The organism is Pseudomonas sp. KT_2_4 (assembly GCF_041410225.1).
Taxonomy (GTDB): domain Bacteria; phylum Pseudomonadota; class Gammaproteobacteria; order Pseudomonadales; family Pseudomonadaceae; genus Aquipseudomonas; species Aquipseudomonas paracarnis.
Window position 1 is genome coordinate 4,844,261 of sequence record NZ_CP166962.1, and the last position, 11,223, is coordinate 4,855,483.

General features: G+C 63.2%; 8 protein-coding genes. 6 read left to right on the plus strand and 2 right to left on the minus strand.

All coding sequences use genetic code 11. The features are described from left to right. Window positions 1–616 precede the first annotated feature (616 nt). Together AB9N64_RS22330 and AB9N64_RS22335 are read left to right on the plus strand one after the other, a co-directional pair. On the plus strand, window positions 617–1,321 hold the full coding sequence (locus AB9N64_RS22330) for a methyl-accepting chemotaxis protein (RefSeq protein ID WP_370694795.1): 705 nt from the start codon (window positions 617–619) through the stop codon (window positions 1,319–1,321). A gap of 125 nt (window positions 1,322–1,446) precedes the next feature. After that, window positions 1,447–1,875: a hypothetical protein gene (locus tag AB9N64_RS22335; RefSeq protein WP_032903996.1), complete on the plus strand. Its 429-nt coding sequence runs from the start codon at window positions 1,447–1,449 to the stop codon at window positions 1,873–1,875. Here AB9N64_RS22335 and AB9N64_RS22340 read toward each other — a convergent pair. Together AB9N64_RS22340 and cra are read right to left on the minus strand one after the other, a co-directional pair. Then, window positions 1,822–2,598: a TatD family hydrolase gene (locus AB9N64_RS22340; RefSeq protein ID WP_032903998.1), complete on the minus strand. Its 777-nt coding sequence runs from the start codon at window positions 2,596–2,598 to the stop codon at window positions 1,822–1,824. The two genes, AB9N64_RS22335 and AB9N64_RS22340, sit on opposite strands and share 54 nt — an antisense overlap. Before the next feature lie 2 nt (window positions 2,599–2,600). Further along, on the minus strand, window positions 2,601–3,596 hold the full coding sequence (cra, locus tag AB9N64_RS22345) for a catabolite repressor/activator (RefSeq protein ID WP_371359666.1): 996 nt from the start codon (window positions 3,594–3,596) through the stop codon (window positions 2,601–2,603). Between the two features lie 284 nt (window positions 3,597–3,880). Between cra and ptsP the strand changes: the two genes are divergently transcribed. The 4 genes from ptsP (at window position 3,881) to AB9N64_RS22365 (ending at window position 11,113) form a co-directional block, all read left to right on the plus strand. Further along, a complete protein-coding gene (gene ptsP, locus AB9N64_RS22350; protein ID WP_371359667.1) occupies window positions 3,881–6,739 on the plus strand; it encodes a phosphoenolpyruvate--protein phosphotransferase in 2,859 nt (952 codons plus the stop codon). Beyond that, window positions 6,740–7,660, plus strand: coding sequence for a 1-phosphofructokinase (gene pfkB / locus AB9N64_RS22355; protein ID WP_072434169.1), 921 nt, complete (start codon window positions 6,740–6,742; stop codon window positions 7,658–7,660). An 11-nt stretch (window positions 7,661–7,671) separates the two neighbouring features. Continuing rightward, the gene (locus AB9N64_RS22360; protein WP_014716885.1) at window positions 7,672–9,381 is read left to right on the plus strand and encodes a PTS fructose-like transporter subunit IIB; all 1,710 of its coding nucleotides are present in this window, start codon (window positions 7,672–7,674) and stop codon (window positions 9,379–9,381) included. A 190-nt stretch (window positions 9,382–9,571) separates the two neighbouring features. After that, window positions 9,572–11,113: an alkaline phosphatase gene (locus AB9N64_RS22365; RefSeq protein WP_014716886.1), complete on the plus strand. Its 1,542-nt coding sequence runs from the start codon at window positions 9,572–9,574 to the stop codon at window positions 11,111–11,113. Window positions 11,114–11,223: the final 110 nt, after the last annotated feature.

Consider the following 11,223-nt stretch of genomic DNA (forward strand, 5'->3'; position numbering starts at 1 on the left):
GCTGCAGGACGCGCTGGGCGCCAGCAAGGCCGCGCACGCCGCCCTCGAGGTGTCGGCGCAAGCCAGCCAGGCGAGCCTCAAGCAAGGCAGTGAGTTTTTCGAAGAGCAGGTGGTGATGGCCGAAACCCTCGACGCGCCTTGGCAGGGGTTTTATGACGGCGTCAGCCAACTAATGGCCAAGACCTATCAATTGGATGACGCCACCCTGGCGTTCCTCGGGCAGCAGTTGCAGCAGCGTCTGGCGCAGAACCGTCTGCACATGGTGTTGCTGGTCACGGCCCTGGCGACGGTGTTTGCGCTGATTTTCTATCTCTATGCCGGTTTCTTTGTTTCCACTCGCACCACCTTGCGCCGCCTGGGGGCGATGATGGACAAAGTGGCGGCGGGCGATATGACCGTCACTTTCGTTGCGCAAAGCCGTGACGAATTGGGCGACCTGGGCCAGGTGTTCAATGGCACCGTGGCCAAGATTCATGACCTGATCGAGCGCGTTGGGCATACGGTCAGCCAGGTGGAGTTGCAGGCCGGCCAGGTGCAGGCGGTGTCGGCACAGAGTAACCAGGCGGTGTCCGGCCAGCGCAGCCAGATCGAACAAGTAGCGACGGCGATGAACCAGATGTCCGCCACCGCCCAAGAGGTGGCGCGCAGCGCGGCGGCGGCGGTCAGCAGTGCCCAGAGCGTCAATGATGAAACGGTCAGCGGGCGTGCGCTGGTGCAATCCCAGCAAGGCGGCATCGCACGCCTGGCGGCGGAGATCGACGATTCGGTGCGGGTGATCAACCAGCTGGCAGCCGACAGCCAGTCCATCAGCAGCGTTTTGGAAGTGATCAAGAGCATTGCCGAGCAGACCAACCTGCTGGCGCTCAACGCGGCCATCGAAGCCGCGCGCGCCGGTGACCAAGGGCGCGGGTTTGCGGTGGTGGCCGACGAGGTGCGCACTCTGGCTCGGCGCACCCAGCACTCTACCGAGGAAATCGAGCAGATGATCAGCCGCTTGCACAGCGGCGTCGGCGCGGCGGTAAAGGCTATGGGCAGCAGCCATGAGATGGCCAATGGCACGGTGGGGCAGTCGGAAAAAGTCCAGCAAGCCCTGGAAAATATCCTGGGAGCGGTAGGGATGATCGTCGACCAGAACCAGCAGATCGCCGCCGCCGTGGAACAGCAAACGGCGGTCGCCCACGACATCGACCAGAACATTGTCGAAATCAACCGTGCTGGCGAGCATGCAGCGCAAGGCGCCCAGCACACGGAAGCGGCCAGTCGGCAGTTGGCAATCCAGGTGGTTGAGTTGAAGCAATTGATTGGTGCGTTTCGGGTGTAGGGAGGTTCTGAAGGATGTAGCTACCGACCCTGTGGCCGATGTCTTGATTTGCCTGGGCGTGTTTTATCGCGGCGTGAATAGGTGAAAATTTATTTCATCCGTCACGGTCACGAGGAGACACGACGATGGCCGCTGCAATCGGTATCAAAGGGCATTGCGCCCAGTGCGACATGACGTTTGAACTCAAGCCTTGGCAACTGAATGCCATTGCCATTGATGTGCCTTTTGACTGTACGTATTGCCACTCGGGGTTGCAGTTGGGGTGCGCCAAGCAGTTGCGGCAGTTCAGGGCCCTGGACCAATGGGCGCTGGTGCGGCCGAGCATGATCATGCTGACATGCGCGACCTTGCTGGTGGCCTTGTTCGCTGAATGGTTGGGGCTGCTCAGTGTGATCGGGCAACTGAACGTTTCGCTGGTCGCCGTGCTGATCCATTTGCTGGTGGTGCGCTATGCCCGGCATCGACAGACAATGATCTTGAAGTTGCAGGTGATCAGTCCGCTACCAGTTGAACAGCTCGCACGCATTGCGTGTGCTCGTCTCAGCGAGCAATAGAGGGCTGATACCCATGCGCTCGGCCAGGGCCGTGCAGATATCTGGCAGATGCTGCGGGCTATTGCGCTGGTTGGGGTACATGGCCGGAGCCATATCCGGCGCATCCGTTTCCAGCACCACGGCGTCGAGAGGCAACTGGGCCAGTACCCGGTGCATGCGCAGCGCCTGGGGCCAGGTGGCCGCGCCGCCCAGGCCCAGTTTGAACCCCAGCTTGATGTACTCGCGCGCCTCTTCAGCGCTGCCAGCGAACGCGTGGATGATGCCGCCTCTGGGCACGCGGATGCGCTTGAGGGTGGCAATCACGGCGGCGTGGCTGCGGCGAACGTGGAGCAAGGCCGGCAGTTGGAAATCCACCGCGAGTTTCAGTTGGGCTTCAAATAACTGTTGCTGGCGCTGGTGGTCCAACTGTTCGAGAAAGTAATCCAGGCCAATTTCGCCCACGGCGCACAGTTGCCGGTGGCCATGCAGGCGCGTCAACCAGTCGCCGAGCTCCAGCAGGTCGGCGGGGCGATGCTCATCGAGATACACCGGGTGCAAGCCGAAGGCGGCGAACAAGCCTTCGTCCTGTTGCACCAAGTCCCACAGCCGCTGCCAATTTTTCTGGTACACCCCCAGCACCACCAGGCGCCGCACGCCGAGTTCACGGCTGTGGGCAAGGACGTGCGAGCGATCCTGGTCGAAGTCCTCGAAGTCCAGGTGCGTGTGGGTGTCGATCAGCTCCACGCTCAGGCCTCGTGGATACGCTGCTTGAAGGTCCGGCCAATCGCATGCACGCCGGGTTGGTACTGTTCTTCTTCAATGGCGGCCAGGGCCAGGCGCAGGGCGGTCTCGGCAATCACTTGATGTTGCTGGGCCATGGCGTTGACCGGCAGCGGGAGGAAATCCAGCAACTGGGTATCGCCGAAGGTGCCCAGGCGCAGGGGACGTGACTTGAGGGGGAAGTCATGCAGCGCATCAAACACGCCTTGCAGCAGTACGTAGGAGGTGGTTACCAGCGCGTCCGGCAAATGCCCCAGGCGTTGCAGCAGTTGCTCCATCAGCTCTCGGCCGCAGTCACGACTGAAGGCTTCGCCCTGTTCGATAATCACTTCGCCCGTAAAGCCTTGCAGCGCATCACGGAAACCGGCGGTACGTGCCTGGCTGATGCTCAGCTCGGGCCGCGCGCCAATCAGTGCGATCTGCTTGGGCAACGGTTGCAGCAGGCTGCTGGTGAGTTGCCTGCAGGCCTGGTGGTCGTCGCTGACCACGGAGCAGAACTGGTTCGGCTCCATCTCCCGGTCGATGGCAATCACCGGCAGCCCCTTGGCCTGCAGCTCGCGATAGCTGTCATCGCTGGCTGGCAGGCAACTGGCGACGAACAACGCATCGCAACGCCGCGCCCGGAACAGTTGCAGCAGTTGGCGTTCGCTTTCCGCTTCATCATCGGAGCTGGCGATCAGCAACTGATAGCCCCGCGCCCGTGCTCCTTGTTCCAGCAGTTTGGCGATGCGTGCGTAGCTGGGGTTTTCCAGGTCTGGCAGGATGAACCCCAAGGTTCGCGTATGCCGGCTGCGCAGCCCGGCGGCTTGAGGGTTGGGGGTAAAGCCATGGGCTTGGACCACGGCACGCACACGCTCAACGGTTGCGTTGCTGATGCGCTGCTGTTCGGCCTTGCCGTTGATGACATAGCTGGCGGTGGTAACGGACACACCGGCCAGACGTGCGATATCACTGAGTTTCAAACCGGGATTTCCTTGTTTTTTGGCGCTCGCCCCGACATTTTGTCCAATCGTAACCGATTCCAGCATTCGACCAATGTCCCACAGCAAGCGCCGAGTGGCCCTTCAAGCTTGCGCAATTAACGCGTAATCTGCCATAAATTCTAGATTAAACGTTTCAGCAAGCGTATTTTTACGATGTTCGCCACTGAGTGACCACTGCCAATTGACCGCTCAGTCAGTTAATTTTGAACCTATTTACCTACAACAATACCTAGTGCGCCCGTCGCACTAACTAGGAGAACGGCATGCTTGAGCTCACTGTAGAGCAGATATCCATGGGCCAGGTGGCTGTGGATAAATCTGCTGCCTTGCACCTGCTCGCTGACAAACTGGTGGCCGATGGCCTGGTTGCCGAAGGTTATCTCAGTGGCCTGCAAGCCCGTGAAGCCCAAGGCTCGACCTTTCTCGGCCAAGGCATCGCTATACCCCACGGCACGCCAGAAACCCGCGAGCAGGTGTTTTCCACTGGTGTGCGCCTGCTGCAGTTCCCCGAAGGGGTGGACTGGGGCGATGGCCAGATCGTTTACCTGGCGATTGGCATCGCGGCTAAATCCGATGAACACCTGCGCCTGTTGCAACTGCTCACCCGTGCCCTCGGCGAAACCGACCTGGGCCAGGCGTTGCGCCGTGCCGGCAGCGCCGAAGCGCTGTTGAAACTGTTGCAAGGCGCGCCCCAGGAACTGGCGCTGGATGCGCAGATGATCAGCCTGGGCGTGTCGGCCGATGATTTTGAAGAGTTGGTGTGGCGCGGTGCGCGCCTGCTGCGCCAGGCCGACTGCGTGAGCAATGGCTTTGCAGCCGTATTGCAGCAGGTCGACGCGCTGCCCCTGGGCGATGGCCTGTGGTGGTTGCACAGCGAGCAGACGGTCAAGCGTCCGGGCCTGGCCTTTGTGACGCCGGACAAACCCATGCGTTACCTCGGCCAGCCCCTGCACGGCCTGTTCTGCCTGGCGAGCCTCGGTGAAGCGCACCAGACCCTGCTTGAACGCCTGTGTGCCTTGCTCATTGAAGGGCGCGGCCAGGAGTTGGGGCGCGCCACCAGCAGCCGCGCGGTGCTGGAAGTGCTGGGCGGTGAACTGCCGTCGGACTGGCCCAGCGCCCGTATTACCCTGGCCAACGCCCACGGCCTGCACGCGCGCCCGGCCAAGATCCTGGCGCAATTGGCGAAAAGTTTTGATGGCGATATCCGCGTGCGCATCGTCGATGGCGCGGTGGGCGCCGTGTCGGTCAAAAGCCTGAGCAAGTTGCTCAGCCTCGGCGCACGTCGTGGTCAGGTGCTGGAGTTCGTGGCCGAGCCGACGGTGGCCGGTGATGCACTGCCCGCCCTCTTGGCCGCCGTGCAAGAGGGCCTTGGCGAAGAGGTCGAGCCCTTGCCCACCGTGAGCGCACAGCCAGCACAGGTCGATATCGAACCGGTGCTCAGCGCGCCACTGAGCGGTAGCCAACTCCAGGCCATTGCCGCCGCACCGGGTATCGCCATCGGCCCGGCCCATATCCAGGTGCCGCAAGTGTTCGATTACCCGTTGCGCGGTGAGTCCGCCGCCGCCGAACGCCAGCGTCTGCACACGGCCTTGAGCGAGGTGCGCACGGATATCCAGGGCTTGATCGAGCGTAGCCAGGCCAAGGCCATCCGCGAGATTTTCATCACGCACCAGGAAATGCTCGACGACCCGGAACTCACCGACGAAGTCGACACCCGCCTCAAGCAAGGCGAAAGCGCCGAAGCCGCCTGGATGAGCGTGATCGAAGCCGCCGCCAAACAGCAGGAAGCCTTGCAGGATGCCTTGCTGGCCGAGCGTGCTGCCGACTTGCGCGACATAGGCCGCCGCGTGCTGGCCCAGTTGTGCGGCGTCCAAAGCGTGCAGGAACCGAGCGAGCCCTACATCCTGGTGATGGAAGAAGTCGGCCCTTCGGACGTGGCGCGCCTGGACCCGGCCCGCGTTGCCGGCATTCTCACCGCCCGGGGCGGCGCCACCGCTCACAGCGCCATTGTCGCCCGCGCTTTGGGCATTCCGGCCTTGGTCGGCGCTGGCGCTGCGGTGTTATTGCTCAACGCGGGCACGCCGCTGTTGCTCGATGGCCAGCGCGGCCGCCTGCATGTGGACCCCGACGCCGCCACCCTGCAACGGGCCACCGTGGAGCGCGACAGCCGCGAGCAGCGCTTGCAAGCCGCTTCGGCCCAACGCCATGAACCGGCGCTGACCCGCGACGGACACGCCGTGGAAGTGTTCGCCAACATTGGCGAAAGCGCCGGGGTGGCCAGTGCCGTGGAGCAGGGCGCCGAAGGCATTGGCCTGCTGCGCACCGAACTGATTTTCATGGCCCACCCCCAGGCGCCGGACGAGGCCACCCAGGAGGCCGAATACCGTCGCGTACTCGACGGCCTCAATGGTCGCCCGTTGGTGGTGCGCACCCTGGATGTGGGCGGCGACAAGCCTTTGCCCTATTGGCCGATCGCCGAAGAGGAAAACCCCTTCCTGGGTGTGCGCGGCATTCGCCTGACGTTGCAACGCCCGCAGATCATGGAAGCGCAACTGCGGGCGCTGCTGCGTGCTGCGGATAACCGCCCGCTGCGCATCATGTTCCCCATGGTCGGCAGCGTGGATGAGTGGCGCGCCGCCCGGGACATGACCGAACGCCTGCGCCTGGAGATCCCGGTGGCGGACCTGCAACTGGGGATCATGATCGAAGTGCCCTCAGCCGCGTTGCTGGCGCCGGTCCTCGCCAAGGAAGTCGACTTCTTCAGCGTCGGCACCAACGACCTGACCCAATACACCCTGGCCATCGACCGCGGCCACCCGACCCTGTCGGCCCAGGCCGATGGCTTGCATCCGGCAGTCCTGCAACTGATCGACATCACCGTGCGCGCCGCCCATGCCCACGGCAAATGGGTAGGTGTGTGCGGCGAGTTGGCGGCGGACCCGCTGGCGGTGCCGGTGCTGGTCGGCCTGGGCGTGGATGAGTTGAGCGTGTCGGCCCGCAGCATTCCTGAAGTGAAGGCGCGGGTGCGTGAATTCAGTCTGAGCGAGGCCCAGGGCCTGGCGCAACAAGCACTGGCAGTGGGTTCGCCCGCCGAAGTGCGTGCCCTAGTGGAGGCCGTGTAGATGGCAAATATTCTGACCCTGACGCTGAACCCGGCGTTGGACCTCACGGTACGTCTGGCGCACCTGCAACCCGGTGAGGTCAATCGCAGTGAAGCGATGCTCACCCACGCCGCGGGCAAGGGCGTGAATGTGGCGCAAGTGCTGGCGGACCTAGGCCATTACGTCAGCGTGGGCGGTTTTCTCGGCAGTGCCAACCCCCAGGCTTTCAATGCGCTGATCAAGCGCCGTGGGTTTGGCGATGCCTTCATCCGGGTTCCCGGCGAAACCCGGAGCAATATCAAGATTGCCGAACAGGATGGGCGTGTCACCGACATCAATGCACCGGGGCCGCTGGTGACTGAAGAGGCGCTAAAAGCGCTGCTCAAGATGGTCGCGATCATTGGCCCGGAGTTCGATGCGGTTGTGGTGGCCGGTAGCTTGCCGCGCGGCGTCAGCCCGCAGTGGTTTAAAGGTTTGCTGGAGGCGTTGAAAGACCTCGGGTTGAAAGTCGCCCTGGACACCAGCGGCGAAGCGCTGCGCCTGGGGTTGGAGGTTGGCCCGTGGCTGGTCAAACCCAATACCGAAGAGTTGGCCGAGGCCTTGGGTAACGCCACCGATGCCATCAGCCGCCTGCATCAGCAAGGCGTCGAACATGTGGTGGTCTCCGACGGGGCCGCAGGTGTGACCTGGTACCGCCCGGGTGCGGCGCTGCATGCCACGCCGCCCAAGGTGGCAGTGGCCAGTACCGTGGGTGCCGGCGACTCGCTGCTGGCCGGGATGCTCCACGGTTTGCTCAGTGGCGACACGCCGGAGCACACCCTGCGCCGGGCCACGGCGATTGCCGCGATGGCGGTGACACAGATCGGTTTTGGCATCAGCGATGACGCGCAGTTGGCGCATCTCGAAAGCGGCGTCGAAGTACGCACGCTGACAGAACAATAAGAGGGTTTGTGATGAAGTTAGCCATTGTAACCGCCTGCCCGAACGGCATGGTCACCAGTGTGCTGTGCGCCCGCTTGTTGGACGCCGCCGCCCAGCGCATGGGCTTGCACACCAGTGTTGAAGTCGTCGATGTGCAGCGTCCGGAGCGCCAGTTGTCCCAGGCGACGATTGATGATGCCGAGTGGGTGCTGCTGGTCAGCAGTACCCCGGTGGATATGCAGCGGTTTGTCGGCAAGCGTGTGTTCCAGAGCACGCCGGCCCAGGCGTTGGCGGATGTCGAAGGCGTACTGCGCCGGGGCGCCGAAGAAGCCCAGGTGTATGTCGCCGACGCCGCCCCGGTGGCGGCCAAGGCTGCGCCGCGTATCGTCGCGATTACCGCGTGCCCCACCGGTGTGGCCCACACGTTCATGGCCGCCGAAGCCTTGCAGCAGACTGCTCAGCGCCTGGGTTATGACCTGCAGGTCGAGACCCAGGGCTCGGTGGGCGCTCGCACGCCGTTAAGCCCGCAAGCGATTGCCGATGCCGATGTGGTGTTGCTCGCGGCGGATATCGAAGTGGCCACCGAGCGTTTCGCCGGCAAGAAGATTTACCGCTGTGGCACCGGCATTGCCCTCAAGCAATCCGAAGCCATCCTCAACAAAGCCCTGGCCGAAGGCGCGGTGGAAAGCGCGGCCGGCGGTGCACCGGCCAAGGCGGAGAAAACCGGCGTCTACAAACACCTGCTCACCGGCGTGTCGTATATGTTGCCGATGGTGGTGGCGGGGGGCTTGCTGATCGCCTTGTCGTTTGTCTTCGGCATCCATGCTTTCGAGCAGCCCGGCACCTTGGCGGCGGCGCTCAAATCCGTGGGTGACCAGGCGTTCCTGTTGATGGTGCCGCTGCTGGCGGGCTACATCGCCTACTCGATTGCCGACCGTCCTGGCCTTGCGCCCGGCATGATCGGCGGGCTGCTGGCGGGGACGCTGGGGGCTGGGTTTATCGGCGGCATCCTGGCCGGTTTCGTCGCCGGATATTGCGTCAAGCTGATCAGCCGCACGGTGCAACTGCCTCAGAGCCTGGAAGCGCTCAAGCCGATCCTGATCATCCCGTTATTGGCGAGCCTGTTTACCGGCTTGGTGATGATCTACCTGGTGGGCCCACCGGTCGCCCGCTTGCTCACGGGCCTGACGGATTTCCTCAGCACCATGGGCACCACCAACGCGGTGCTGCTGGGCATTCTGCTCGGCGGCATGATGTGTGTGGATTTGGGCGGGCCGATCAACAAGGCGGCGTATGCGTTCTCGGTTGGCCTGCTGGCCGCGTCGAGCGGCGCGCCGATGGCCGCGACCATGGCCGCCGGCATGGTGCCGCCGATTGGCATGGGCATCGCCACGTTGCTGGCCCGGCGCAAGTTCGCCCAGACCGAGCGCGAGGCCGGCAAGGCGGCGATGATCCTGGGGCTGTGCTTTATCTCTGAAGGCGCGATTCCCTTCGCCGCCAAAGACCCGCTGCGCGTCATTCCGGCCAGCATCGCCGGTGGCGCGTTGACCGGTGCGCTGTCGATGTACTTCGGCTGCAAACTCGCCGCGCCCCATGGCGGGTTGTTTGTGCTGGTGATTCCGAATGCGATGAACCATGCGTTGTTGTACTTGTTGGCGATTGTGGCGGGCAGTGTGTTGACCGGTTTGGTGTATGCCGTGCTCAAGCGACCGGAAGCGGCCGAACTGGCCGTGACTGCCTGACACTGGCAGAAAATGTGGGAGCTGGCTTGCCTGCGATAGCCTCGACGGGGTTTGCCTGATACACCGAGGTGCTTGCATCGCAGGCAAGCCAGCTCCCACAGGTGAACTCGACCGTTCTGCTAATCGGTGTCACATCCGCTTCATCCCATCATGCTTTAGTGGCCCTTTTGATACTCAAGAGGGCACCTGCATGAGCCACTTCGATCTCGGTCGCCGCCGTGTGATGCAAGCCGTGGGCGCTGGCCTGTTGTTGCCTGGCCTGGCGCCGGCGGTGATCGCTTCGGTGAAGGACCGACCCCAACTCACTGACGGCGTGCAATCGGGCGACCTGCAGGGCGATCGCGCAATGATCTGGAGCCGCAGTGACCGCCCGGCGAAGATGGTGGTGGAGTGGGATACCCGCAGCGTGTTCAGCAACCCGCGCCGATTCGTCTCGCCCCTAGCCGACAGCCGCACCGACTTTACCGCCCGTGTCGAGCTCACCGGGCTGCCGGTCGACCAGGCGATTTTCTACCGCGTGCATTTCGAAGACGCCCAGACTGGCATTGCCAGTGAACCCTGGTTCGGCCACTTGCGCAGCGTGCCGCAACAGCGGCGTGACATCCGTTTTGTGTGGAGCGGCGACACTGTCGGCCAAGGCTTCGGCATCAACCCCGACATCGGTGGCATGCGCATCTATGAAGCCATGCGCCTGCGCCTGCCGGACTTTTTTATCCACAGCGGCGACACCATCTATGCCGACGGCCCGGTCCCCGCGCAGCTCACCACTGAAGGCGGGCGCATCTGGCGCAACATTACCACCGAAGCCAAAAGCAAAGTCGCGGAAACCCTCGATGAATATCGCGGTAATTACCGCTACAACCTGCTGGATGAAAACGTGCGCCGCTTCAATGCCGAGGTACCGCAGATCTGGCAGTGGGACGATCACGAGGTGATCAACAACTGGTCATCGAGCAAGCAGTTGGATGAGCGTTACCAGACCCGCGACATCAATACCTTGGTGGGCCGTGCCCGCCAGGCCTGGCTGGAATATTCACCCATGCGCCGACAGAGCGCCGACGGTGGCGGGCGCATTTATCGCAAGCTCAGTTATGGGCCGCTGCTGGATGTGTTTGTGTTGGATATGCGCAGCTATCGTGGGCCGAATGATGACAACCTGGGCGCGGAAAAACCCTTCCTCGGGCGGGAACAGTTGGACTGGCTCAAACGCGGGCTCAAGGCCTCGCAAGCGCAGTGGAAGGTGGTCGCCGCCGACATGCCCATCGGTCTGGGCGTGCCCGACGGTGAAGTCAGCCCCGGCGTGGCGCGTTGGGAAGCGATCGCCAATGGCGACCCTGGCCCGGCGCAAGGGCGTGAGCTGGAGATCGCCGAACTGCTGGGGTTCCTGCATGAGCATAAGGTGCGCAACCACGTGTGGCTGACGGCCGATGTGCATTACTGTGCAGCGCATCACTATCACCCTGACCGTGCGACGTTCCAGGATTTCGAGCCGTTCTGGGAGTTTGTGGCAGGGCCGTTGAATGCTGGGAGTTTCGGGCCCAACCCACTGGATAAAACCTTTGGCCCGCACGTGGTGTTCCAGAAGGCGCCACCGGCGCAGAATACCTCGCCGTTTGCGGGCTTTCAGTTTTTTGGTGAAGTGCAGATAGATGGGCAGACGGCGGAGTTGACGGTGATGCTACGGGACTTGGACGGGGTTTCAGTGTTCGAGCAAAAACTGCAACCGGCCTGATCGTTCCCACGCTCTGCGTGGGAACGCATCCTGTGACGCTCCGCGTCACGCCGTCAAGAGCGGACGCGGAGCGTCCAGGGCGGCATTCCCACGCGGAGCGTGGGAACGAT

Bases quoted from the DNA above. Each gene is read 5' to 3' on its own strand.
- AB9N64_RS22330 (WP_370694795.1), top strand. From the start codon at position 617: ATGTCCGCCACCGCCCAAGAGGTGGCGCGCAGCGCGGCGGCGGCGGTC.
- AB9N64_RS22335 (WP_032903996.1), top strand. From the start codon at position 1,447: ATGGCCGCTGCAATCGGTATCAAAGGGCATTGCGCCCAGTGCGACATG.
- ptsP (WP_371359667.1), top strand. From the start codon at position 3,881: ATGCTTGAGCTCACTGTAGAGCAGATATCCATGGGCCAGGTGGCTGTG.
- pfkB (WP_072434169.1), top strand. From the start codon at position 6,740: ATGGCAAATATTCTGACCCTGACGCTGAACCCGGCGTTGGACCTCACG.
- AB9N64_RS22360 (WP_014716885.1), top strand. From the start codon at position 7,672: ATGAAGTTAGCCATTGTAACCGCCTGCCCGAACGGCATGGTCACCAGT.
- AB9N64_RS22365 (WP_014716886.1), top strand. From the start codon at position 9,572: ATGAGCCACTTCGATCTCGGTCGCCGCCGTGTGATGCAAGCCGTGGGC.